This is a genomic window from Moorena sp. SIO3I8 (assembly GCF_010692325.1).
Taxonomy (GTDB): domain Bacteria; phylum Cyanobacteriota; class Cyanobacteriia; order Cyanobacteriales; family Coleofasciculaceae; genus Moorena.
Window position 1 is genome coordinate 1 of record NZ_JAAHHW010000420.1, and the last position, 1,273, is coordinate 1,273.

At 34.6% G+C, this 1,273-nt stretch carries 1 protein-coding gene; it reads right to left on the reverse strand.

What is annotated here, in order from left to right; translation table 11 throughout:
• Positions 1-22 precede the first annotated feature (22 nt).
• A complete protein-coding gene (locus F6K51_RS37545) occupies positions 23-1,165 on the reverse strand; it encodes an IS4 family transposase (RefSeq protein WP_293031337.1) in 1,143 nt (380 codons plus the stop codon).
• Positions 1,166-1,273: the final 108 nt, after the last annotated feature.

Below are 1,273 nucleotides of genomic sequence, written 5' to 3' on the forward strand. Positions count from 1 at the left end.
CCTGAGGGGGCGACGAAATAAGCTAAAATGCAGATTCTATAAGCAACCTAGCCCTTATACCTCGTTGATAATACTTTCGTTTATTAGGATTGAGTCTCATTAATTCGGTTACTAATTCTAGACAACAATCCTTAAACTTTACCCAGGTTTGACCATATAAACCAATGTAAAAACTGCTATGTCTCCGCTCCCTACGACCATTTTCTTTGACACGACCTACATAGTTTTGTATTCCTTGACGTTTAATCTGCTGACCTTGAATCGTTGAGGAAGTGTAAGCTATCGCAATTAATAAAACTAGAGAAATAAGCCGTTTACCCTCAACTTTAGTATCCTCTATATTATAACCTCCTGTCTTAAAATCTCTAAACATTTCCTCAATGTCAAATCTTTTTTTATAAGCTGAAATAGCTGACTCTAAACTTTCCAAATTTGTCAGAATAAACCATCCTTCTTTCGGCGCTACTCCCTTGACTTTACGTTGCCACTTACCAGCCACATTAAAACTTGTAAAACCACGGGTCTTTGTCACTTTAACTCCTTGGATAAAAAAAGATAATCCTGGTGTTAAGCCTAAATTATTTAATTGAATAAAAAGATCCTTTTTTACTTCGATAAATTCGTTCTTCTTAAGACGTAAGCAGAAATAGACACCCAAGGACTGGAGGTGCTGTGCCAGCTTGATCGAGCAAAATTCTCTATCCCCTAATAGACAAACTTTATAGTTTTTTAAAAGTGGCATCACTGAGGATAGGGCAGTTTTCTGTTCATGAATATTGCTAGAGCCTAATTTGGGAAGTAATTCAAAATATATAGGAAAAGCTCTTTTATCCCAAACTATACTGATCATGAGGAAATTTATCCGACTCCAATTTGTGCGGTCTATCGCTACATAAATTAATTGTTCATTTGTGAAGTATGTTGATAACCACGTTTTAACAATTGGGAACCAAATTTTTTCAATCGTCAGATTAGGCAATGATAAAAATCGTTGTATTCTTTTTCTCCGACTTTCAAATTTTATGGGAATTGATAGAGCATTTGCTAATTTTTCTAAATTTACTTCTTTAATTGTCTGTAGGAGACTAAGCAGAATTAGAATAAATAAGTATTCTGACTTACTAAGTTGACTTTTTAAGTGGTTTTGGTAGAATACAGGTAACATTGTCAATAGGTAGGTCTTGTTGAACAAAAGAGACCTATCTTTTTTTTAGCACAAAATGGTGAAAGCTTTACATTTAAAGCTTTTCAGGCTATTTCGTCACCCCTTCAG

Excerpts from the sequence above, each read along its gene's own strand:
- F6K51_RS37545 (WP_293031337.1), bottom strand. The coding sequence starts at position 1,165 with ATGTTACCTGTATTCTACCAAAACCACTTAAAAAGTCAACTTAGTAAG.